This window comes from Streptococcus caecimuris (genome assembly GCF_943193075.1).
Lineage (GTDB): Bacteria > Bacillota > Bacilli > Lactobacillales > Streptococcaceae > Streptococcus > Streptococcus caecimuris.
In genome coordinates, this window is record NZ_CALPCT010000001.1 from 36,670 (window position 1) to 60,481 (window position 23,812).

At 41.2% G+C, this 23,812-nt stretch carries 20 protein-coding genes; 9 read left to right on the forward strand and 11 right to left on the reverse strand.

Annotation, left to right across the window (positions count from 1 at the left end; translation table 11 throughout):
* The first annotated feature begins 39 nt into the window (after positions 1-39).
* Entirely contained in the window at positions 40-675 is a 636-nt protein-coding gene (locus NFR56_RS00175) for an MBL fold metallo-hydrolase (RefSeq protein WP_118227974.1), read from the forward strand.
* A 75-nt stretch (positions 676-750) separates the two neighbouring features.
* Here the strand turns inward: NFR56_RS00175 and ftsX are convergent, their stop codons facing one another.
* The 3 genes from ftsX to prfB all read right to left on the reverse strand — a co-directional run bounded on the left by ftsX (position 751) and on the right by prfB (position 3,502).
* Positions 751-1,677 carry a permease-like cell division protein FtsX gene (gene ftsX, locus NFR56_RS00180; protein ID WP_042759907.1) on the reverse strand — a complete coding sequence of 309 codons (927 nt, stop codon included), beginning with the start codon at positions 1,675-1,677 and terminating at the stop codon, positions 751-753.
* Entirely contained in the window at positions 1,670-2,362 is a 693-nt protein-coding gene (gene ftsE / locus NFR56_RS00185; RefSeq protein WP_003008021.1) for a cell division ATP-binding protein FtsE, read from the reverse strand. The genes ftsX and ftsE overlap by 8 nt, the downstream gene beginning before the upstream one ends.
* 44 nt (positions 2,363-2,406) lie before the next feature.
* Positions 2,407-3,502, reverse strand: a protein-coding gene (gene prfB / locus NFR56_RS00190; protein WP_100209015.1) for a peptide chain release factor 2 whose coding sequence is annotated in 2 segments (ribosomal slippage) — positions 2,407-3,429 and positions 3,431-3,502 — 1,095 coding nt in all. Because the reading frame shifts where the segments join, the coding sequence is not laid out codon by codon here.
* 174 nt (positions 3,503-3,676) lie between these two features.
* On the opposite strand from prfB, the gene NFR56_RS00195 reads away from it, so the two are divergent.
* Positions 3,677-4,534, forward strand: a complete 858-nt coding sequence (locus tag NFR56_RS00195; protein ID WP_118227973.1) for a metallophosphoesterase — start codon at positions 3,677-3,679, stop codon at positions 4,532-4,534.
* 29 nt (positions 4,535-4,563) lie between these two features.
* Here the strand turns inward: NFR56_RS00195 and NFR56_RS00200 are convergent, their stop codons facing one another.
* The 3 genes from NFR56_RS00200 to NFR56_RS00210 all read right to left on the reverse strand — a co-directional run bounded on the left by NFR56_RS00200 (position 4,564) and on the right by NFR56_RS00210 (position 8,633).
* A complete protein-coding gene (locus tag NFR56_RS00200) occupies positions 4,564-5,232 on the reverse strand; it encodes an MIP/aquaporin family protein (protein ID WP_118227972.1) in 669 nt (222 codons plus the stop codon).
* 120 nt (positions 5,233-5,352) lie between these two features.
* On the reverse strand, positions 5,353-8,037 hold the full coding sequence (locus tag NFR56_RS00205; RefSeq protein ID WP_134974091.1) for a cation-translocating P-type ATPase: 2,685 nt from the start codon (positions 8,035-8,037) through the stop codon (positions 5,353-5,355).
* A 212-nt stretch (positions 8,038-8,249) separates the two neighbouring features.
* A complete protein-coding gene (locus NFR56_RS00210; protein ID WP_134974092.1) occupies positions 8,250-8,633 on the reverse strand; it encodes a YwiB family protein in 384 nt (127 codons plus the stop codon).
* A 115-nt stretch (positions 8,634-8,748) separates the two neighbouring features.
* Here NFR56_RS00210 and NFR56_RS00215 point away from each other — a divergent pair, with 115 nt between their 5' ends.
* Genes NFR56_RS00215 through NFR56_RS00230 form a run of 4 tightly spaced genes read left to right on the forward strand, consistent with a single transcriptional unit; the run spans position 8,749 to position 13,311 of the window.
* Positions 8,749-10,059, forward strand: a complete 1,311-nt coding sequence (locus NFR56_RS00215; protein ID WP_013903868.1) for an HD domain-containing protein — start codon at positions 8,749-8,751, stop codon at positions 10,057-10,059.
* The gene (gene yidA / locus NFR56_RS00220) at positions 10,049-10,855 is read left to right on the forward strand and encodes a sugar-phosphatase (protein WP_251456981.1); all 807 of its coding nucleotides are present in this window, start codon (positions 10,049-10,051) and stop codon (positions 10,853-10,855) included. Before NFR56_RS00215 ends, yidA begins: the two co-directional genes overlap by 11 nt.
* 3 nt (positions 10,856-10,858) lie before the next feature.
* Positions 10,859-12,070 carry an aminoacyltransferase gene (locus NFR56_RS00225; RefSeq protein WP_134974095.1) on the forward strand — a complete coding sequence of 404 codons (1,212 nt, stop codon included), beginning with the start codon at positions 10,859-10,861 and terminating at the stop codon, positions 12,068-12,070.
* Between the two features lie 5 nt (positions 12,071-12,075).
* On the forward strand, positions 12,076-13,311 hold the full coding sequence (locus NFR56_RS00230; RefSeq protein WP_134974096.1) for an aminoacyltransferase: 1,236 nt from the start codon (positions 12,076-12,078) through the stop codon (positions 13,309-13,311).
* An 83-nt stretch (positions 13,312-13,394) separates the two neighbouring features.
* Here NFR56_RS00230 and tpiA read toward each other — a convergent pair whose 3' ends face one another.
* The 4 genes from tpiA to ftsW form a co-directional block, all read right to left on the reverse strand.
* Positions 13,395-14,153: a triose-phosphate isomerase gene (tpiA, locus tag NFR56_RS00235; protein ID WP_251456984.1), complete on the reverse strand. Its 759-nt coding sequence runs from the start codon at positions 14,151-14,153 to the stop codon at positions 13,395-13,397.
* A 164-nt stretch (positions 14,154-14,317) separates the two neighbouring features.
* A complete protein-coding gene (tuf, locus tag NFR56_RS00240; RefSeq protein WP_003008055.1) occupies positions 14,318-15,514 on the reverse strand; it encodes an elongation factor Tu in 1,197 nt (398 codons plus the stop codon).
* A 279-nt stretch (positions 15,515-15,793) separates the two neighbouring features.
* A complete protein-coding gene (gene ppc, locus NFR56_RS00245) occupies positions 15,794-18,619 on the reverse strand; it encodes a phosphoenolpyruvate carboxylase (RefSeq protein WP_070674304.1) in 2,826 nt (941 codons plus the stop codon).
* Between the two features lie 38 nt (positions 18,620-18,657).
* Positions 18,658-19,899 (reverse strand): cell division peptidoglycan polymerase FtsW, encoded by a 1,242-nt coding sequence (ftsW, locus tag NFR56_RS00250; RefSeq protein WP_045759674.1) that lies wholly within the window; start codon positions 19,897-19,899, stop codon positions 18,658-18,660.
* 249 nt (positions 19,900-20,148) lie between these two features.
* Between ftsW and NFR56_RS00255 the strand changes: the two genes are divergently transcribed.
* The 3 genes from NFR56_RS00255 (at position 20,149) to NFR56_RS00265 (ending at position 22,285) form a co-directional block, all read left to right on the forward strand.
* A complete protein-coding gene (locus NFR56_RS00255) occupies positions 20,149-21,024 on the forward strand; it encodes a GH25 family lysozyme (RefSeq protein WP_049491114.1) in 876 nt (291 codons plus the stop codon).
* 141 nt (positions 21,025-21,165) lie between these two features.
* Positions 21,166-21,639 carry an aminoacyl-tRNA deacylase gene (locus NFR56_RS00260; RefSeq protein WP_070588813.1) on the forward strand — a complete coding sequence of 158 codons (474 nt, stop codon included), beginning with the start codon at positions 21,166-21,168 and terminating at the stop codon, positions 21,637-21,639.
* Positions 21,640-21,661: 22 nt separating this feature from the next.
* On the forward strand, positions 21,662-22,285 hold the full coding sequence (locus tag NFR56_RS00265) for a histidine phosphatase family protein (protein WP_134974097.1): 624 nt from the start codon (positions 21,662-21,664) through the stop codon (positions 22,283-22,285).
* A 36-nt stretch (positions 22,286-22,321) separates the two neighbouring features.
* On the opposite strand, the gene lysS is transcribed toward NFR56_RS00265, so the two are convergent.
* Positions 22,322-23,812: a lysine--tRNA ligase gene (lysS, locus tag NFR56_RS00270; RefSeq protein WP_251456989.1), complete on the reverse strand. Its 1,491-nt coding sequence runs from the start codon at positions 23,810-23,812 to the stop codon at positions 22,322-22,324.

The window sequence follows — 23,812 nt, forward strand, 5'->3', positions numbered from 1 at the left end:
TCCTCGCAATTTGATACACTATTCTAGAAAGGAGTCCTTATGAAAATCTATCGTACTGTTAATCCTGTAGCTTATGAAAACACCTACTACCTTGAAAATGACCACTCCCTCATTCTTATCGATCCAGGTAGCGACTGGGCGACTATTCAAAAACAATTGGATCGCATCGGAAAACCCATCGTAGCAATTCTTTTAACTCATACGCATTACGATCACATTATGAGTCTTGAGAAGGTTCGTCAGACCTATCATTTCCCACCTGTTTATGTCCATTCAGCAGAAGCCAGTTGGTTGTCTTCTCCTGTCGATAATTTATCTGGTTTGGATCGTCATGCGGATTTAGAAGATATTGTATGCAAGGAGGCCGACTTCCTTTATGACATTCGCTCCGATTACCAAATAGCTGATTTCCACTTTTATGTTCTGGAGACACCAGGCCACTCTGCAGGAGGAGTCTCTATCGTCTTTCCTGAGGATCACCTGGTTCTATCCGGTGATGCCCTTTTTCGCGAAACCATTGGACGGACCGATCTTCCGACAGGGAACGCGACACAGTTACTTAGCAGTATCAGAGAAGAACTCTTTACCCTTCCATCTTCCTACACTGTCTATCCCGGGCATGGCCCTGAGACTTCTATTGGCCACGAGAAGATGTTCAATCCTTTCTTTAGATAATCCTAAAGAATCCTTATCATCCTTCCTGTCCTCATCAAAGTAAACAAAAAAAGCAAGTATGAACTTGCTTTTTTATTATATCTTAAGAAAACGTCTCATGGAGATTGAAGAACCAATCGCTCCAATCAAAATCCCTAATCCAAAGAGGCCACCGACCATGATCGGTACCAATAGATGAGGACTATAGAGATACAAGTTTTGGTCTGCCAAGTTATTGTTCATTGACGTATAGACAACATTATACACATAGAAGACCAAAGCTGAAGGAACTAAGGCTCCCAAGAGACCGATCCAAGCACCTTCTAAAAGGAATGGTGCACGAATATAGCCATTTTTTGCTCCTACCAGTCGCATAATCTTAATCTCACGACTACGTGAAATAATGGTAATCCGAATGGTATTTGAAATCAAGAAGACTGCGATAAAGATCAATAAAGCTACACCAATCAAGCCCCAGTTTCGGATGAAGGTTCCAAGAGCAAACAAGCGTTGGGTATCGACCCCACCATCTTTAACCTCAGAAACTCCTTCAATTTTTTTGGCATCAGCCGAAACTTGCTTTACATATTTAGGAGCTGTTGTCTCTACATAATAAGCATCATAGAGAGGATTGGCATCTCCATCAAAAATCTTCCAGTTGTTCCCAGCTGTTTTGATCAGTTTATCATACTGTTCTTCCTTGCTAGAAAAATCAACCTTGTCGACATGCTTCATGGCTGTCAGAGCATCGTAGACCTTATGGTAATTTTCATTGGTCACGGTTTGACCGTCTTTTTCAATCTGCTCGCTCTGATCTTGAATATCCTTGCGCATGTATACTACAACCCGCACACTGTTTTGAATATCATCTGAAAGCTTGATGGTATTGGCAATAACTGAGGCGAAAATAGCAACCAAGCTAAGGGTAATCATAACCGAGCTGACCGCTGCAATCGTCATCCAACCATTTCGTTTCAAGCTTTTAAGCGATTCGATTAAGTGTCGGAAAAATCTTCTAATCATCGTATCCGTACTCTCCTTCCGCTTCATCACGCACTACACGACCATTTTCAATCGCAATGACACGGTGACGTAAAGTATTTACAATCTGGCTATTGTGGGTCGCCATCAATACTGTGGTTCCTTGCAGATTAATCCGCTCCAAAAGATTCATGATTTCCCATGAATTATCTGGGTCCAAGTTCCCCGTTGGCTCATCCGCAATCAAGACTTTCGGATTATTGACGATCGCACGAGCAATCGCAATCCGTTGTTGCTCTCCCCCTGACAATTCATTCGGGAATGAGCGGACCTTGTGTTTCAATCCGACAAGATCCAAAACTTCCATCACACGCTTTTTAATATTGCGACGGCGCTCACCGATAACTTGCATAGCGTAGGCAATATTTTCATAAACGGTTTTCTTTGGAAGCAATTTATAATCTTGGAAGACCACTCCCACATTGCGTCGCAACATAGGAATATCGCGTTTTTTGATTTTATCCAAATCAAAATCAGCTACTTTCAAACTTCCTTTATCGTGTTTGACTTCACGGTATAAAAGTCGAATAAAGGTCGACTTCCCTGCACCAGAAGGTCCTACGATGTAGGCAAATTCTCCTGGTTCAATTTGGACAGAGACCCCGCGAAGGGCCGTCGTCCCGTTGTCATACTTTTTGACAACATCTTTCATTTCAATCATTGACATGTAATGAAATTCCTTTCATTCTTTTCTGGTTGATTCCCTCAAGGTTATTGGAGACGCCATTTAAGGTAGGCATCGATAAAGCCATCGATATCTCCATCCATCACCTTGTCCACCTGCGCTACTTCGTAGTTGGTCCGGTGATCCTTAACCATGGTGTAAGGGGTAAAAACATAGGAGCGGATTTGACTTCCCCAGGTGATTTCTTTTTTATCCCCTTTTAGAGAATCCACTTCTGCTGCTTTTTTCTCTTGCTCTAATTGGTAGAGTTTAGCTTGCAACATCTTCATCGCACGATCACGGTTCCCGTATTGGGTCCGATCCACGGTGGACGCCACTACAATCCCTGTCGGAATGTGGGTCAAGCGCACCCCTGTAGAAACCTTGTTGACGTTTTGTCCACCAGCTCCACCAGAGCGGAAGGTGTCCATCTTGATATCATCATCACGAACTTCGACTTCGATGGTATCGTCTAATTCGGGCATGACCTCAACAGATGTAAAGGAGGTATGACGACGTTTAGCGGAGTCAAATGGAGAGATCCGAACCAAACGGTGTACCCCCATTTCAGATTTCAGAAGACCGTATGCATGTGGCCCTTCAAAGGATAGGGTCACCGACTTGATTCCAGCCTCATCTCCAGCCTGATAGTCCAAGACTTCAACCTTGAAGCCATGAGCATTCCCAAAACGAGTATACATCCGAAGAAGCATGTCGCCCCAGTCCTGAGCCTCTGTTCCTCCTGAACCTGGGTGGATTTCTAGGATGGCATTATTATTGTCATAAGGTTCAGACAATAGCAAGGTCATCTCATAGCTGGTCATACGTTTATCCAGCTCCTCCAACTTCTCGATCAATTCTTCCTTGACCGAATCGTCTTCTGCCAAAAAGTCCAGTAAGATTTCTGACTCATCAAAGAGATCCACCATTTGATGGAAATTTTCATAGGTCTGCTTGAGTTCATTTAATTCTTGAGATGTCTTTTGCGCAGCAATATTATCATCCCAAAAATCAGGTTCTGTCATTTTATTTTCTAAAATGGCAATTTCTTCTTCCAATGCCTCTAAGTCAAAGAGACCCCCTGAAAGAAGCTAATTTTTCACGATTTGCGTCAATTTTTTGACGAATTTCTGAAATGTCCATAAGTACCTCTTTCTATGTATCTAGTCTATTATATCATAACCTTCACTATTTGCCCACCTTCCAATATTGGATCTGCTGGTTGACTACTGCCAAGCCAGCTAATTTTCAACATTTTTCCATTCATTTGTAACCTAATTGTTAGAAAAAAAGATCCTCTTATGCTAGACTGGTAGCATGACAATAGTAGCTTTTATGTCCGATTTACATATTGATTCGAACAACTTCGGTAAAGAAGAATTAGAGACCCTGATCACTCTTTTCAAGGACAAAAAAATTCAACATCTCCATATTGCAGGAGATATTGCCAACGGCTTTAAAAAGACCTCACAGGAATTTTTAGACCAACTTCAATATCACCTTCCTGTGACCTTTAGCTTGGGAAATCATGATATGCTGGGCCTGTCAGAAAACGCCATAAGACCTTTTGAATTTCAAAAAATTCCCTTCTCCAATCATACGCTTCTTGCTTTTTCGGGCTGGTATGACTACAGCTTTGTTCCTACTATCTCTCCCCAAAAACATCTCCAAACAAAGAATCTGTTTTGGTTTGACAGACGTCTCCAACGAATGGGATCTGATCCAGCCATTACCCAACGTCTGTTGCAAGAGCTCGAAACAGAACTCATGCAAGTGGATCAACCCCTGATCATCGCCATGCACTTTGTGCCTCATAGTCAGTTTCTCCTGCGCCACCCTTATTTTGAACGCTTTAATGCTTTTCTAGGAAGTCAAGCCTTCCATGAGCTTTTTCGGCAATTCCCTGTCAAAGATGTCATATTTGGACACAGCCACCACAGAATTTCAGATAGGAAAATCGACAATATCACCTATCATGCCAGACCTTTAGGCTATGTCCGAGAATGGGAGCTTTGCAAACAATTTTTCGAAGCTTTTCCTGAATATGATTTTCCAAAACGATACGATCCCTACAAACGCTATCGCAGAATCAAAGACCTCCCCGAATTTAAAGCATACAAGAAAAAACAGCTCGCTCATGAATTTTCTCAAGCCATGACGATCCTTGAACTATAAAAAAATTGGTCCCTCTGGGACCAATTTTTTTACTCTTCTGTATCTAAGAGATTTTTTGCAACGATTGCAGCCAAAACACCACCGACAATTGGAGCCAAGATAAAGATCCAAATTTGTTGAAGGGCTGCACCACCAACAAAGAGGGCAGGTGCCAAGCTACGAGCTGGGTTAACAGAAAGTCCTGTAATGTTCAAACCAACAAGAATAATCAAAGTCAAGCTCAAACCGATCACAAGACCAGCGATCTTGTCATTACCTTTGGTAGCTGATGTCACTGTCATGATGACCAAAATAAAGATAAAGGAAGCAATTACTTCAAACAAGAATCCGCCAAATGGAGTCACCCCCTTCGCTAGGGCATTTTCACCAAGACTAGCTGTTGACATACCTGAATTTGACAAGAGGAAGAGTACCGTTGCAGATGCGAGAACCGCACCCACTACTTGCGCTGCAATATAATTAACCAAGTCTTTAGATGACAAGCGTTTGTTCACAAACATGGCAATCGAAACAGCCGGGTTCAAGTGGGCACCAGAAACAGTCCCAATTGAGTAAGCAGCTGCAACAATAGATAAACCGAATGCCAAGGCAATTCCTAAATGTCCCAGACCTTCTGTTCCATTTCCAAAAACGACTGCGCCAGTCCCGATAAAGACAAGCATAAATGTGCCGATTACTTCAGCAAAAAACTTTTTCATAACTAAGTTTCCTTTCTTCAAACTGTTGACTAGTTTATCAAAAATCCACACGTACCTCAAGAAATATGCCCAGTCTATTTTGCCCGAAAAAAAAGCCATCCAAAGATGACTTTTTTATGTTTAAATGGCGTTTTTATCTTTTCCAAGTGCACGTTGAACGGCTTTAACAATCTCAACGAGAACAACAATCAAGAGCGAACCAATCATAACTGCTAACCATTGTGTCAAACTCAAATGAGAGACATGGAAGAGTTTGTTAAATCCAGGGACAATGATGGTCGCCATCAAGAGAACAAAGGCAACTGGAATCGACCAGTTAAAGGTCTTGTTCTTGAAGAGTCCCACTTTAAAGATCGATTGGTAAACAGACTTAACGTTAAAGGCATGGAGCAATTGGATCAATCCAAGAGTCGCAAAGGCCATGGTTAAAGCATCTGCATGGATTTCTGCACGGGTAGAGTGTTCAGGAGAAATCAAGGCCCAACCATAAACACCAAGAACCAGCATGGTTTGGAAGATACCTTGATAAAGAATAGCTCCGAAGACCCCACCGTCAAAGAAGTTCGATTTACGTCCACGAGGTTTGTGGGTCATGACACCTGGCTCAGCTGGTTCCACACCAAGAGCGATGGCTGGAAGAGTATCGGTAACCAGGTTAATCCAGAGAAGATGTACTGGTTGAAGAACATCCCATCCAAAGAGGGTTGCAAAGAAAATGGTGAAGACCTCAGCCATATTGGCAGACAAGAGGTATTGGATAGATTTTTGGATATTTGAGAAGACCTTACGTCCTTCTTCTACCGCTACGATAATGGTTGCAAAGTTATCATCTGCAAGGACCATGTCTGAAGCTCCCTTAGAAACTTCTGTACCTGTAATCCCCATACCGATACCGATATCAGCTGTCTTAAGTGATGGTGCATCGTTGACCCCATCCCCTGTCATGGCAACAACTTTTCCTTCATTTTGCCAAGCTTTCACGATCCGAACCTTGTGTTCAGGTGATACACGCGCATAGACAGAATATTGCTTGAAGACTTTTTGGAATTCTTCGTCAGAGAGTTCATTCAACTCAGCCCCTGTGAAGACATGGTCTTCTGTATCATTTGGATCGATGATTCCCAGACGTTTGGCAATAGCTTCTGCTGTATCTTGGTGGTCACCCGTGATCATGATCGGACGGATACCCGCTTCCTTAGCGACACGAACAGCTTCTGCAGCTTCTGGACGCTCAGGGTCAATCATGCCGACCAAACCAGAGAAGATCAGGTCAGACTCAACAATTTCAGATTCCAATGTTGGAATTTCATTGCTTGTCTTATAAGCCATCATCAAGACACGAAGGGCTTGTTTGGCCAAGTCTTTATTGGTTACAAGGATAGCTTTCTTGTCTTCTTCTGTGATAGGGCGAACTTCTCCATTGACTTCAATACGCGTCACACGTTTGAGCAATTGGTCAGGAGCTCCCTTAACAGCGATAAAGTATGAACCATCTGCTTCCTTGTGGATGGTAGACATGAGCTTACGATCTGAGTCAAATGGCAATTCCGCCACACGTGGCTCACCCTTCAAGACTTCACGAACATCAAAGTTGTGGTCCAAACCAAACTGGACCAAAGCAGTCTCTGTTGGGTCCCCGATCAATTTGCCAGATGGATCCACCTTGGTATCATTGGCAAAGTTCATAATGCGAAGCGTATTGTTGCTTGCTCCAATTTCTGTTGCTGCACTTTGCAATTGACCATTTGTATAGACTTTTTCAACCGTCATTTGGTTCATGGTCAAAGTACCTGTTTTATCAGATGCGATGATTTCTGTTGAACCAAGTGTTTCAACTGCTGGTAATTTACGAACAATCGAATTACGTTTGGCAAGGGTTGTTGTTCCCAAAGAGAGAACGATGGTTACAATAGCAGGGAGTCCTTCTGGAATCGCAGCAACCGCAAGAGCAACCGCAACCATCAAGCCTTCCAACGGATGTTCACCACGAACGAATACACCAACTAAGAAAGTGATAATCGCAATCACAACGATTAAGTAAGTCAAGGCTTTAGATAATTGTTCCAAGCTTTGCTTCAATGGTGTTTCTGTCTCATCGGCATTTGCCAACATATCCGCAATCTTACCAACTTCAGTATACATACCAGTGTTTGTTACGACACCAATACCACGACCATAAGTTACATTTGAGTTTTGGTAACCCATATTGACACGGTCTCCGATACCAGCATCTGCCTCAACAAGGCCAGTCACATCTTTTTCAACTGGAACCGATTCCCCTGTAAGAGCTGCTTCTTCGATCTTAAGAGAAGCTGCTTCCAACAAGCGCATATCAGCAGGAACCACATCTCCAGCTTCCAGAAGAACGATATCCCCTGGGACCAATTCTTTGGAATCAATTTCAATCACGTGACCATCACGGCGGACACGCGCTAATGGACTAGACATGTTTTTCAGTGCTTCGATAGCTGCTTCGGCTTGTCCTTCTTGGTAGACACCAAAAGCTGCGTTCAAAACAACAACGGCTAAGATGATCATGGCATCTGTAAGGCCGTCCATTCCTTCTGTGATCACAGAGAGAGCTGCGGCGATCAACAAGATGATGATCATCAAATCTTTAAACTGATCGATAAACTTAGACAAGAGGCTACGTTTTTCACCTTCGTCCAGTTCATTATGACCATAAGTCGCTAAACGTTCTTGAGCTTGAGCAGTTGACAAGCCTTCAATTGAAGAGTCCAATTCCTTTAGAACTTCTTCTTTGCTCTGTGTATAAAACAAAGCTTTATTTTGTTCTTTTGACAAAATAGTTTCCTCCTTATAGCTTTCTACTAGGTCTCTTTTGCACAAAAAAGAGACCTGTTTTAAAAAACAAGTCTCGCCGTTTAATATAGTGCCGGAAATAATTTCGTAATGACGACACTATCGCGGAAAACCGCCAGCTACTCCCTTGAGTGGTTTTATTATACCATTTTTGTAGAATAAAGCAAGCGGGATCTCTAATAATTTAATGAGGTCTATTCTTCCCATTCAACCAGTAATTGATAATTGGCAAATTCCTGTTCTCCATCGAGAGTTAACAAGCGATAAGAGACTTGCAAATGCCCATCCTCTAATTGAAAGAGATCTGTTGTAATCAAAAATTGCTGAATACCCATCGGAGTTGGGATGATTGCCCCACCATCTTCATTTTTGTAGAAACGCATGATGGATTTTGGACTTGAGAATCGTGTCATGACCAATTCATCGTTGGAAAATTTCAAAGCAACTTTTTCATCTTCTTCATTGGTATACAAGAGATATTGAAAACCTGCTTTTTCCTTCCATTCACCTTGATAGTACTGATCAACGATTTCCATTTCTTCTCCAAATCGAATGGTATTTTGAATGCGAATCTGCATCTTTGTCTCCTTCTCTTCTTTTCTTGCCTTACTATTCTATCAAATTTTACGCATTTTGACTGCCCCTATTAGCCTCTAGATCGCAAAATAGGCTTTTTTTTGCTATAATAGACCCATGAATGAAAAAGTCTTTCGCGATCCCGTGCATGATTACGTTCATGTGGATCATCCCATCATTTATCAATTAATTAATAGTAAAGAATTTCAACGACTACGCCGCATCAAACAACTGGGGACATCTGGTTTTACCTTCCACGGTGGGGAGCATAGTCGTTTTTCTCACTGTCTTGGCGCCTATGAAATTTCAAGACGTATTCTGTCTATTTTTGAGGAAAAGTATGCAGAGCAATGGAATTCTGATGAAAACTTACTGACCATGACAGCCGCTCTTCTTCATGACATTGGACATGGTGCCTATTCTCATACCTTCGAAGGACTCTTTGGAACCGATCATGAAAAGATGACCCAGCTGATCATCACCAGTCCAGAGACGGAGGTCAATCAAATCCTCTTACAGGTAGCACCTGATTTCCCAAACCGTGTAGCCAGCGTCATTGATCATACCTATCCCAATAAACAAGTGGTGCAATTGATTTCTAGTCAAATTGATGTGGACCGGATGGATTATTTACTGCGGGATGCCTATTTTACGGGTGCTTCCTATGGAAAATTTGACTTGACCCGTATTTTGCGTGTCATTCGACCGATTGAAAATGGTATTGCCTTCCAACAAAATGGCATGCACGCTGTCGAGGATTACGTGGTCAGCCGTTACCAAATGTATATGCAGGTCTACTTCCACCCGGCTACTCGTGCCATGGAAGTCCTCCTTCAAAATCTACTCAAACGCGCTAGAACCATTTATCCAGATCAGAAAGAGTATTTTCAACTGACTTCACCTCGCTTGATTCCATTTTTTGAAGAAGAGGTCACCATTCAAGACTACCTAAATCTAGATGACGGTGTGATGAATACCTATTTCCAAGTCTGGATGGATAGCCCGGATACCATCCTGTCTGATCTTGCTCAGCGCTATATTAATCGGAAAGTCTTCAAATCGATTCTATTTACAGAAGATAAGCGAAAAGACTTAGCAATCCTTGAAAAACTGATTAAAGAGGTTGGCTTTAATCCAACCTACTACACAGCTATTCATCAAAATTTTGACCTGCCTTACGATATTTATCGACCAGAGCTTGAAAAACCACGGACCCAGATCGAGATGATCCGAAAAGATGGGAGTCTCGCTGAATTGTCTCAGTTGTCTCCACTCGTCGCTGCTTTAGCAGGAACTCGCTATGGGGACAACCGCTTCTATTTCCCAAAAGAAATGCTGGAGGTTAATGGACTTTTCAGTAAGCAAGTAGAGGAATTCACTTCCTATATCACCAATGATTATTTTACAGGAGAGACGGATGTCCATTAAATTAGTTGCGATCGATATCGACGGTACACTTCTCAATTCAAAAAAAGAGATCACACCTTCTGTATTTGAAGCCATTCAAGACGCTAAAGCCGCAGACGTTAAAATCGTGATCACAACCGGTCGTCCTATTGCAGGGGTCTCAAAACTTTTAAAAGGACTCCATTTGATGGATCCTGGAGACTATGTCATTACCTTTAATGGCGGTCTGGTGCAAGAAACTGCTACTGGAAAAGAACTCATCAAAGACCTTTTAGATTATGAGGACTATCTCGATATCGAGTCTCTTGCTAACAAACTCCAAATCCACTCTCATGCTATTACTAAAGACGGCATCTATACCAGCAATCGCGATATCGGACGCTACACCATTCATGAATCTCAACTGGTCAATATGCCCCTTTATTACCGGACGCCTGAAGAAGTTCGTGAGAAAGAATTTGTCAAGGCCATGTATATCGATGAACCAGACATTCTAGATGCTGCGATTGCAAAAATTCCTAAAGAATTCAAGGACCGCTTCACTATGGTCAAATCAGCCCCTTTTTATTTAGAAATTCTAGGGAAAACAACCAATAAGGGATCAGCTGTTCTTCATCTAGCTGAACGACTTGGAATCCAGCAAGAAGAAACCATGGCCATCGGAGATGAGGAAAATGACCGTTCCATGCTAGAAGTCGTGGGACATGCCGTCGTTATGGAGAATGGCAATCCAGCTCTTAAAAAAATTGCTACAACTATTACCAAATCAAATGATGAATCTGGCGTTGCATATGCCATTAGAAAGTGGGTATTATAAGAAATGTACCATTACCAGCTAGGAATTTCTGCTAGTGAGCATGATGACTTTGTTATTCAGAGTGATCAAACCAATCTCTTACAAAGCAGCTCATGGGCAAAAATCAAAGATAATTGGGGAAATGAACGGGTTGGTTTTTATCAAGAAGACCAATTAGTCGCTGTTGCAAACATCTTGATTCAACCCCTGCCACTTGGCTTTTCCATGCTCTACATTCCTCGAGGCCCCATCATGGATTACCAAAACAAGGAGCTGGTTTCATATGTGATCCAGTCCCTTAAAAAGATAGCCAAACAATACAAGGCCTTATTTGTGAAATTTGATCCAAGTCTTTTTTTGAGTAAACACTTGATTGGACAAGAACAGACGGAAACTCCTGCTGTGCAAGCAGTGATCGATACCCTAACAACAGAAGGAGTTGAATGGACTGGCCGAACCAGTGATATGGCAGAAAATATCCAACCACGCTTTCAAGCGAATATCCACAAAGAGTTTTTCACTGAGCAAGATCTTTCAAAATCTACTCGACAAGCCATCCGAACAGCTCGAAACAAAGGGATCCAAGTCCAATTTGGTGGGACTGAATTGTTAGAGGACTTTGCTTCTCTCATGAAAAAGACTGAAGCTCGTAAAAGCATTCATTTACGTGGAAAAGACTACTACGAAAAACTACTCACAACCTACCAAGGACAATCCTACATTACTTTGTCTACGCTAGATCTCGAGAAACGGAAAACCTCCCTTACAAAAGATCTTGAAAAAAATAAGGCAGAGGCTGAAAAATTCACAGAAAAAACAAAGCCTGGCAAGGTTGAGAATAACCAAAAAGAAAAAGAGCGGATAGAGGAAGAACTGCAATTTCTTGAACAGCATCTCCAAGCAGGTAGACAGGTCGTTCCTTTATCTGGGACCTTAACCCTTGAATTCGGTGGGACGTCTGAAAATGTTTATGCAGGGATGGATGAAGAATTCCGCCGTTACCAACCTGCTATCCTCACTTGGTATGAAACTGCCCAACACGCTTTCGACCGTGGTGCTTCTTGGCAGAATATGGGGGGCATTGAAAATTCACTTGATGGTGGTCTCTATCATTTCAAATCTAAATTTAATCCTGTCATTGAAGAATTTGTTGGGGAATTCAACCTCCCAACCAGTCCACTTTATCCACTTGTAAACAAAGTCTACAAGATCCGGAAAAAATTAAGGAGTAAATAAGTTACATGACTCTTACGACAATTTCAAAAGAAGAATTTACCTCATTTGCAAATACTGTCTCCCATCGCTCTTTTATCCAGTCTGCTGAAATGGCAGATCTGCTTGAAAAGCGAGGAAACACGGTCCAATTTATCGCTTGGAAACAAGAAGACCAAGTCCAAGTGGCAGCAATCTTGTACAGTCTTCCTATGACAGGTGGTCTCCATATGGAAATCAATTCTGGCCCCCTTTACCAAGAGAAGGCTATGCTAGAACCCTTCTATGCAGCCTTAAAAGACTATGCGAAAGAAAATGGGGCTATAGAACTCGTTATCAAGCCCTATGATACCTATCAAACCTTTGACAGTGACGGCAATCCAACCAGTGAAGAGCAAACTCATTTTATGGATACCCTTAAAAACTTGGGCTATCAGCATGATGGTTTAACAACAGGTTATCCAGGTGGAGAAGGTGATTGGCATTATGTGAAAGATATGGAGGGCATCACCGAAAAAAATCTTCTCAAGAGCTTCAGTAAAAAAGGAAAGCCACTTGTCAAGAAAGCCAAATCTTTCGGTATTGAACTGAAACGATTAAACCGAGATGAACTGCAACTCTTTAAGGATATTACTTCCTCTACCAGTGACCGTCGCGACTATCAGGATAAGACCTTGGATTATTACCAAACCTTCTATGACAGTTTTGGCGACAAAGCAGATTTCATGATCGCAACACTGAACTTCCACCATTACTACACGAATCTTGAAAAAGACCAAGGAAAACTAGCACAGAAGATTGAAAAATTACAGAAAGATCTTGAAGTCAACCCCAATTCAGAGAAAAAACAAAATCAACTTCGTGAATTCTCTAGCCAGTTTGATACCTTTGAGGTGAGAAAGAAGGAAGCGAAAGAATATATAGAAAAATATGGAGATCAAGACGTCATTCTTGCAGGAAGCCTCTTCGTCTATATGCCACAAGAATCCACCTATTTATTCAGTGGCTCTTATACAGAATTTAATAAGTTCTATGCTCCTGCTGTTCTCCAAGAATATATGATGCTTGAAACCATCAAACGTGGTATCCCAAGATATAACTTCCTTGGTATTCAAGGAATCTTTGACGGGTCCGACGGTGTTCTTCGTTTCAAACAAAACTTCAACGGCTACATCGTACGTAAGATGGGGACCTTCCGTTATTACCCAAATCCTCTGAAATACAAACTGATTTCTCTCATTAAGAAACTATTAGGACGTTCCTAACTCAAAAGACCAGCTTTGAAGCTGGTCTTTTCTACTATAAAAAAGACAAAAAAGACGAGAAATCTCTCGCCTTTTAGATGTTATTATTTAACGAAGTCAAGCAATGCCAAGAAGCTTTCTGGATCAAGTGATGCACCACCCACAAGAGCTCCGTCAACGTCTGGACAAGCCATGTATTCAGCAACGTTTTCAGGTTTAACTGAACCACCGTATTGAACACGTACTTTATCAGCCACTTCTTGACCAAAGTCAGCAGCTACAACGTCACGAACAACTTTACACATTTTTTGTGCGTCATCTTGTGAAGCTGATTTACCAGTACCGATCGCCCAGATTGGTTCGTATGCGATAACTGTTGAAGCGACTTGTTCTGCAGTCAATCCAGCAAGAGCAGCTGAAACTTGAGCTCCTACGAATTCTGCTGCTTTACCAGCTTCGTAAGTTTCAAGGCTTTCACCACAACAGATGATTGGAAGCATACCATTCGCAAAGATTGCTTTTGCTTTTTTGTTAATGTCTTCATCAGTTTCATGGAAGTAGTCACGACGTTCTGAGTGTCCGATAACAACGTAGTCAGTACCGATTTCTTTAAAAACTTGTGGGCTAGTTTCACCAGTGAAGGCACCAGCATTTTCAAAGTAAGTGTTTTGGGCAGCAACTTTAAGGTTTGAACCTTTAGCAGCAGCAAGAACAGTTGTCAAGTCAACTGCAGGAGCTGCGATACCAGCTTCAACAAGGTCAGCTGAAGGAAGTTTTGATGCTACAGCTTCAACGAATGCTTTTGCTTCTTCTGGATTTTTGTTCATTTTCCAGTTACCAGCGATAAATGGTTTACGTGACATTTCACATACCTCTTTTTTCTAATTTTATACTATCTATTTTACCATAATTTTCGTCATAATGAAAGGTTGCACAAGCTCATTTTAATTTTTACCAAAATAAAAACCCCGTCTTCACGGGGTTTTCTGTCTGTCTATATAATTGTTAATCTGGGAACTAGATCGAATTAAGCTTCGATTTCAGTAACCATACCTGAACCAACAGTACGTCCACCTTCACGGATTGAGAATGTAGTACCTTGTTCAACGGCGATTGGGTGGATCAACTCAACGTCGATAGTCACGTTATCACCAGGCATTACCATTTCAGTTCCAGCTGGAAGTTCGATAGATCCAGTTACGTCAGTTGTACGGAAGTAGAACTGTGGACGGTAGTTGTTGAAGAATGGAGTATGACGTCCACCTTCTTCTTTAGTAAGGATGTAAACTTCACCTTTGAATTTAGTGTGTGGGTTGATTGAACCTGGTTTAGCGATAACTTGTCCACGTTCGATTTCATCACGTTGGATACCACGAAGAAGCACACCAACGTTATCCCCTGCAAGACCTTCGTCAAGTTGTTTACGGAACATTTCAACACCAGTAACAACTGCTTTTTGGATTTCGTCTTTGATACCAACGATTTCGATTTCGTCGTTGACACGAACAACACCACGGTCGATACGTCCTGAAGCAACTGTACCACGTCCAGTGATTGAGAATACGTCTTCGACTGGAAGAAGCAATGGTTTGTCAGTGTCGCGTTCTGGTTCTGGGATGTACTCATCAACAGTATCCATCAATTCCATGATGATGTCTTCATATTTAGAGTCACCTTCAAGAGCTTTAAGAGCTGAACCTTGGATAACTGGAAGGTCATCACCTGGGAAATCGTATTCTGAAAGAAGGTCACGGATTTCCATTTCAACCAATTCAAGCAATTCTTCATCGTCAACCAAGTCAACTTTGTTCATGAAGACGATCAAGTGTTTAACACCAACCTGACGTGAAAGAAGGATGTGTTCACGTGTTTGTGGCATTGGTCCGTCAGTTGAAGCTACTACAAGGATAGCTCCGTCCATTTGAGCGGCACCAGTGATCATGTTTTTAACGTAGTCCGCGTGTCCTGGAGCGTCGATGTGAGCGTAGTGACGTTTAGCAGTTTCGTACTCAACGTGTGCAGTGTTGATGGTGATACCGCGTTCGCGTTCTTCTGGAGCAGCATCGATAGACGCATAGTCTTTAGGTTGGTTAACTGATGAAGGCAAGCGACGTGCCAAAACAGTTGTGATTGCTGCAGTTAGGGTAGTTTTACCGTGGTCAACGTGTCCGATTGTACCGATGTTAACGTGCGGTTTACTACGATCGTATTTTTCTTTTGCCATTTGAGTAAAAGCCTCCAATAAAATATATTTTATAGATAGACAGTAGGCAATACAGTCTAACTTTCCTTACTATTCTATCGAATTTTAGATAAAATTGCAAGCCTTTTACCTATATTTTCTTAATTATTCCTCTTCTTTTCTTTTATTTTATCAGCTTGCTGAAAGATCCTGTTCTAGCTTTGAAAATTCTCATTTGAAATCTTCTATTTAAGCCATTACATACCTTTTGGTCCTTTAATATCAGGGACTAAAAAAATCGGAACAATGTTCCGATTTTTTTTAACCTGAATTTCGTAATCCTGTAGCCACTCCATTGATCGTAATATGGATTAGCTTGTCTTGATCGGCTGGTAGTTGGCCAGTCCGTTGACGTCGAATCAATTCTAACTGAATATAGTTCAAGACGTTAAAGTATGGCATCCGATAGTCCAAACTTTCTTTCAAATAAGGATTTTCAGCGAGCAACTCGTCTTGTTCCTCAATCATCAAGATGATGTCCTTGGTCAATTGCCATTCATGTAAGATAATCTGATAGATATTGCGCACTTCTTCTTCTTCACACAATTGCGCGTACTCAAAGGCAATATCCATATTAGCTTTGGATAAGACCATGTCCACATTTGACAAGAGAGATTGGAAGAAAGGCCAGTTTTTATACATGTATCGAAGGGTTTCGATATTCTCAGGATCCTCATCGATAAATTCCTTAAAGCTAGAACCTACTCCATACCAACCAGGGAACATCACCCGACTTTGTGACCAAGAGAAGACCCAAGGAATAGCACGCAAACCACCAATTTCTGTAATGGTCTTACGAGCAGCTGGACGTGAACCAATATTAAAACTTGAAATTGCTTTGATCGGACTTGATTCAAAGAAGTAATCATAGAAGTGCTCATTTCCAAAGACCAAATCACGATAGATATCGTAACTGCGATTCACGACTTTATCCATGACTTCCCCGAAACGATCAAACATAGAGAATGGACTCTTTTGTTCGGCAATCATTCGGTTAATGGTTGCAGAGACGAGCATCTCAAGGTTGTAGTAAGCAGCATCTTTATTTCCATATTTATTGCCGATTACTTCCCCTTGCTCAGTTAAGCGGATACGGTCATTAATGGATTTCAATGGTTGAGACGTGATGGCTTCATAAGTAGGACCTCCACCACGACCAACAGTACCACCACGACCATGGAAGAAGGTAATCTTCACTCCAAACTCATCTCCGATAGCGGTCAATTGTTGTTGGGCTTTAAAGAGGGTCCAGCAAGAAGACAAGTATCCACCATCTTTGTTGGAATCAGAATAACCTAACATAATCTCTTGGTAGTTGTTCTTAGAAGCAATCCAACGTTTGGCAATCGGAAGAGACAAGTAACTTCTCATGGTTTCTTCTGAGTGATCCAAATCTTCGATGGTTTCAAACAAAGGCACGATTTGCACACGAGCTTTTTCCGTATCGACTAAGCCCACTTCTTTCAACATCACAGCCAATTCCAACATATCTGACACACTGGTTGCATGAGAAATGATGTTTTGACGAATGACTTCTTCTCCTAAACGATCCTTCAATTCACGGGCCGTTTGGAAAATCGCTAATTCTTTTTCAAGCAGTTCAGATTTTTCAGCATGAGTTGCTGATAAAATACGTGGATCTTCTAAAAGTTCTTTCAAGAGAACTTGACACTTTTCATCCTCTGATAAATCAGAATAATGGTCATTAATTCCAGCTGATTTCAGCAATTCTGCCACACAGGCTTCATGCACACTCGAATCCTGGCGCATATCAATAGAGGCCAGATAGAATCCAAAAACATCGATGGCTTCTAGAAGTTCTGCAAATTCACCAGAAATCAAATACTCTGATTTGTTTTCTAACAAGGAATCTTTGATCTTTTCAAGGTCTTCTTTAAATTCTTGAGCTGATGCATAAGCTGGAGCTTCTTTCTCAGAAATTTTCTTTAGAGCCCCAGAGATACGATTGCCGATATAATCAGAAACTGGCCCTTGTTGATGAGCATTTGCTCCTAATAACCTCTCGACAGCATAACGATCTTCTCTAGTTTCCCCAACCATCGTCCATTCTTTTAAATTGACCAAGGTTTGGATCAATTTTGATTGGATATAGTGGAAAGCTCGACGGTAAGGTTCTTTTTCACGAAAGACGGATGTATCACTGGATAGGGCTGCCATTTCAGCTACTGCTTCACTTGTTTTAGAAAGACTCGTTGAAAGGGAGAAGTGACGGTATAATTTAGAAATCTTTTCGATGTAATAGTTCAAAATGACTTCACTTTGGATAGTCGCTGAACGCTTCAAGGTCTCAGCTGTTACAAACGGATTCCCGTCCCGGTCTCCCCCAATCCACATGCCCATTGTGATCGGACGTGGTTGTTCAAGCTCTAATCCATGCTCTTTTGCCAAGCGTTTGTATTCCAACATCAGGTTTGGAACAGCTTGCAAGAAAGAGCTATTGTAATATTCCATGACATTGGTGATTTCATTAGTAACCTTCAATTTTTTGTCACGAATCATATCCGTTTGCATCATGATTTCGATATTACAACGAAGGTTGTTGTACCACTTATTCTCATTCATTAAACCAGCTTTAACATCCCGGTGCTGACGAAGAAGAGCATGAATATGATTGGTTAGATCCAGCATGGTTTTTCGTTGCACTTGAGTTGGATGGGCTGTTAAAACAGGTACAATATTGAGATTTTCAAGAATTTCTTGTGCATCTTCATTTTTCGCAACTTCTTTGATGGTTGAAGAAAGTTTTCCGAGGTATTCACCATCCACGTTATTCAAATGATTGATTTCATAGGCCAAATCGACATCTTCTGAGATGTTAATCAAGAGTGGCAAAATGGCAAAATAACGTGAAATCACTGTCATTTCTTCATTTGTCAATTGTTCCACTATTTGATTCAACTCACGATAGTTCTGTGTTTTTGATAGATCCTTCAACTGCCTAATTTTATCAAAGGTTTCCGGACGAACCAATTTTTTCGTAATATCATCTAATAAATTGGTTAAGATTTCTGCTTCTTCTTTGATAATATCTTTATTTGTGAAGTTCTCTAATTTTTGTAAGACCATTTTTTCTCCTTTTTGAATAGCCATTCAACAATTGCCTTTTAATAATAAGGTTTGATTTTACCTTTTTCTTCAAAAACCATGCCTTCTTGTTCCATCTTGGCCCGTTTTTCACTAGCGTCGATATTCAAAACGAAAGCAATCGCTACGGATAAGACCCATAAGCTATTTCCCCCTTGGGATAAGAAGGGGAAGGTCACTCCTGTAGACGGAATCAAACCAGAAATTCCTCCGATGTTAATGAAGGTTTGCACTAAGATCATCCCACCGATCCCAATGGCCATCATCGAATTAAAAGGATTCTTTGCTCGAATACCGACTAAAATGATCCGAAGAATCAAGAAGAATAAGAGAGCAAGGATCAAGCTAGCTCCAACAAACCCTAATTCTTCAATCACAATCGCAAACACAAAGTCTGTGTGCGCTTCTGGTAAGTAACCTTGTTTTTCAATGGAATTTCCTAGCCCCAAGCCAAACCAACCACCGTTACTCATGGCATAGTAAGAATTAGCTAATTGGTGACCTGCGCCAGACAAGTCATTAAAAGGGTTAAAGAAGGCACTAAAACGTTTGGCTACATAACCAAAGACAGGAATTTTAGCGACACGGTCCACACCGATGATCCATATTGAACCAAGGACAATGGTGGATGCTCCAACAACTAAACCAAGTAAAGAGGTAAACCAACGGTAGCCCACTCCACTAGCCGTAATCATGATCAAGACCGTTAAGGCCAAGATCGTCGCATTTCCCAAGTCCGGCATAATCACAACGATTCCAATCAGAATCAAGGTCAGCCAACGCCAATCGTTTAAATTCCTTGGAATCCATTCATTGTGGGTCAAGGCTTGATAATCATAATCGCGTATCTCGTCTTGTCGTTTAGAAAAGATCAAGGCTAGATACCAGACTAAGATCACCTTGAGGTATTCAGCCGGCTGGATACTAAACCCTCCAGGAATCGTCAACCAACCGTGAGCCCCATTGACCGTATCTGTGATAAACCTAGACAAAATCAACAAAATCACTTCAGCAAAAATGACAACAGCCAGTACTTTTTTATTTCGAAGGAAATCTAAGCTAAATTTATAAATCAGGGCGATGGTTAGGAGACTAAGGATAAAAAAGAGTCCCTGTGTCCGTACCATCCGAATCGAACTCACTCCACTTTGAATTGCCAAGGCACTTGTTGTCGAATAGACAACAATCAAGCCAATGATGGATAAAATCAAATAGGGAATGAGGATGGAATAATTTAAAAGATGTCTTTTTTCAATTTTCATAATTCACCATATTCCTAATGTTCAACCTTCATTATATCATTTTTAAGAAGCAAAACCAAGGAAAGGCCAGAAAAGATTCGGCTTCTTCCCTATTTTCAAGAAATATTCTAATCATTCTTCTTGTTTTCATATATTTTTATCCTTTTTCGATGAAAAGATTCCTTTTTTTTTGAAAATAATGGCTGAAATCAGCATCTTTTAAGCATTAACTTTTGCCTTTTCGTTTTTTTTACGGTAAAATGATTCTGTATGAGAAAAAGGATAAAACCCGTTGTTCTCTTGGTCTTTTTTATCAGTTTCATTTCTTTTCTCGTTCTTTCACGAACAATTGCTGATATGCAAGCAAGAGCACAACAAGAAACAACCCAAACGATTCCGAATTCCAATACACCTCGAAAAACAACTACTGCAAGCTCTTCTTCTAAAAAAGAGGAAGACATCAATCCAGAACTGGTTGGCCGCCCGATCATTGATATCTCAGGCTGGCAATTGCCTAGTGAAATTGATTACGATGTCCTCTCCCAAAATGTGGGAGGTGTGATCGTTCGTGTCCATAGTGGGGCTCAAGCTAAAAAGGAAAATGCAGCAACCTACTTAAATGGTCTGGATAAATCTTTTAAAACCCATATCCAAGAATTCCAAAAACGAAATATCCCAGTCGCAGTCTATGCTTATGTCGCGGCTAAGGATAAAAAAGAAATGGAAAAAGAAGCAGAAGAATTTTACAAGGCTGCTTCTCCTTACAAACCGACCTACTATTGGTTAGACGTTGAGGAAAAAACCATGAAGGATATGAACGCAGGTGTTGAAGCTTTCCGAGCAAAACTACAAGCTTTGGGTGCAAAAAATATTGGACTCTATATCGGAACCTACTTCATGGAAGAACATAGTATCTCCACTGATAAATTTACGGCTCTTTGGATTCCTACTTATGGATTTGATGATGGCTACTACAATGCCGCGCCAGATACCAATACGGAATACGACTTGCATCAATATACCTCTCAAGGGCAATTAAATGGATTCTCACACTACTTGGATCTCAACCAAATTGCTCCGACGCAAGACCAAGAAGCGATTTATCGGAAACTTTTCAAGGTACAAAAAGATAACTCTTCCTCATAGCCTTAAAACAGCAGATCAAGTGATCTTCACTTTTTCTGCTGTTTTCTATTTTCAAAGGGGAAGGTAATATCGCCACTATTATATGTTATAATGGTCTAATGAAATCTGATTTTGTAGAGAAAATGAAAAAAGGAGAAAGCCATGGCAAAAAAAAATAAAGTAAAAAAAACCTTGGTCGAGCAGATCTTAACAAAAGCAAAAATTGAGCACGTAGGCTTACAAATCAACGCTTTAGAAGGGATCTTACCAGAAGGAATTGATCGCTCTACTATTTTCAAAACCCTAGCTCTCAAAGGTGATAAAACGGGTCCAGTGATTGGGATCATTCCTATCACGGAGCATCTTTCAGAGAAAAAATTGGCCAAATTATCAGGAAATAAGAAAGTGGCAATGATTCCTCAAAAGGATCTCGAAAAAACAACAGGTTATATTCATGGTGCCAATAATCCCGTGGGAATTCGTCAAAAGCATCCTTTCCCAATCTTTATCGATGAATCAGCCCTTCAGTTAGAGACCATGATCGTATCTGCCGGGGAAATCGGCCATAGTATTCAAATCAAACCACAACTTCTAGCAGACTTCGTTAAAGCGACTTTTGCAGATATTTTAGAATAATGACAAAGAAGGAGACAAGATTGTGAAACTATATTTTATACGACACGGACGGACAGAATGGAATGAAGAAGGACGTTTTCAGGGATCAAATGGCGATTCTCCGCTGTTACCAGCCTCTATTCATCAGCTTGAAAAACTAGGAAAGCACTTAGCTAGCGTTCCATTTGATGCAGCCTATACAAGTGATCTTCCACGGGCTGTTCATACTGCACAGATCATCATTGATCAATTAGAGAAACCTATAGAATTGCAAGCAACGCCTGCTCTTCGTGAGTGGAAGTTAGGAAAATTGGAAGGAGCTAAGATCGCTACAATCACGTCCATTTATCCCCAACAAATGGATGCCTTTCGCCATAACCTAGCTCGCTTTCAAAATGAAATCTTTGATGCAGAATCTGTCTATGAAACGACCAAACGTACCTGTGATTTTGTAAAAAGCCTGAAAGGAAAAGAGCTCGATACTGTTCTCATCGTTGGACATGGGGCTAATTTGACAGCTTCTATTCGAACCTTGCTTGGTAATGAAACTGGAGAACTCCGCAAAAATGGTGGACTAGATAATGCCAGCGTGACAATTCTGACAACAGATGATTTTGAGCACTATCACTTAGACACCTGGAACGACACTTCTTATATGGAAGACTAAAAAACACTGATCTTGCGATCAGTGTTTTCTTTTAGCTTATTTCATAGTTGGGAAGAGAAGGACGTCGCGAATTGTTGTTACATTGGTCAACAACATAACGAGACGGTCAATACCAATTCCAAGTCCACCTGTTGGTGGCATACCATATTCAAGGGCTTCAACATAGTCATAGTCGATGCCTGTAGCTTCGTCATCTCCCAATTCTTTGGCACGCGCTTGCGCTTCGAACCGTTGCAATTGATCGATCGGATCATTCAATTCCGTGAAGGCATTGGCATACTCTTTGGTCATGATGAAGAGTTCGAAACGGTCAGTGAAGCGTGGATCTTCTGGATTTTTCTTAGCCAAAGGTGACACTGCTACTGGGTGACCGTAAACAAAAGTTGGTTGTGTCAAGGTTTCTTCAACGAATTCTTCGAAGAAAGCATTGATAATTTGTCCCACTTCTGTGTAGTGTTTTTCAACCGGTACGTGTTTTTCGTTTGCCAGTGCTACAGCTTCTTCAAAGGTCATGTCTTGCCAGAAGTCAACGCCTGTGATTTCTTTGATCGCATCAACCATGTGAACCCGTTTGAATGGTTCGTTGATTTTGATTTCTGTTCCTTGATAGTCAATTGGACCATCACCATGGACCGCTTTCGCAGCAAGTTGGATAATGCCTTCTGTTAAGTCCATGATATCGTGGAAGTCAGCGTAAGCTTGGTAGACTTCGATCGAAGTGAATTCAGGGTTGTGAGTAGCATCCATTCCTTCGTTACGGAAGATCCGTCCGATTTCGTAAACGCGTTCCATCCCACCAACAATCAAACGTTTCAAGTGGAGCTCAGTCGCGATACGAAGCACCATGTCAATGTTTTGTGCATTGTGATGAGTGATAAATGGTTTAGCAGCCGCACCACCAGCTTCATTGTGAAGCACTGGTGTTTCCACTTCAAGGAATCCTTGACCATCTAAATAACGACGGATTTCAGAGATGATTTTTGAACGGGTTACAAAGCGTTCGAAGCTTTCACGGTTTGAAATCAAATCCAAATAACGTTTGCGATAGATGGTTTCAACATCTGAAAGTCCGTGGAATTTTTCAGGCAAGGGACGAAGGGCTTTTGACAAGTGAGTGATATGAGTTGCTTTAATCGAAAGTTCACCCATGTCTGTGCGCATGATTTCCCCTTCAACACCAAGGAAATCTCCAAGGTCTGCTTTTTTGAAGATCTCGTAGTTTTCTTCTCCAACTGCATCCTTACGAACGTAGATCTGAATTTGACCTTCACGGTCTTGAAGATGGGCAAAGCCAACCTTTCCTTTTCCACGTTTGGTTACAAGACGACCGGCAATAATAGCTGTTTCGTTCAAGTCGTGGAGTTGTTCTTTATCTAATTCTGAATATTTTTCTTTTAATTGACCTGAATTTGCAGTGCGTTCGAATCGCTTCCCAAATGGATCGATTCCTTGTTCACGAAGGGCCGCCATTTTCTCACGACGGACAATCTGCTGGTCATTCAATTCTTCCATATGTTCAGTAGTCAT